The organism is Pseudoalteromonas sp. T1lg76, from assembly GCF_002964725.1.
GTDB lineage: Bacteria > Pseudomonadota > Gammaproteobacteria > Enterobacterales > Alteromonadaceae > Pseudoalteromonas.
In genome coordinates, this window is record NZ_PQCE01000109.1 from 1 (window position 1) to 354 (window position 354).

The 354-nt window shown below is 48.0% G+C and carries 2 tRNA genes; both read right to left on the reverse strand.

Annotated elements, in window-relative coordinates:
• Window positions 1–7 precede the first annotated feature (7 nt).
• Window positions 8–83, reverse strand: a tRNA-Gly gene (locus tag C2M35_RS15450).
• A 184-nt stretch (window positions 84–267) separates the two neighbouring features.
• A tRNA-Leu gene (locus C2M35_RS15455) sits at window positions 268–354 on the reverse strand.

Consider the following 354-nt stretch of genomic DNA (forward strand, 5'->3'; position numbering starts at 1 on the left):
AGGAAATTGGAGCGAGTAACGAGGTTCGAACTCGTGACCTCAACCTTGGCAAGGTTGCGCTCTACCAGCTGAGCTATACTCGCGTTCCATGATCGGAATGGGAATATTCGCACCGCAATAAGAATAAGGTTGCGTCCTTACCTTCTTACAGCTGAGCTATACTCGCGTTCCAAAAAGAAAGTTTACCGCCGTTTTATATGAAGATCGCCTTACCTTCTAGCAGCTAAACAATTCTTTACTCTTAGGTCATTTGACTAAGTAGTCAAATGGTGCCCGGGGCCGGACTTGAACCGGCACGCTGTTACCAGCGAGGGATTTTAAATCCCTTGTGTCTACCAATTCCACCACCCGGGC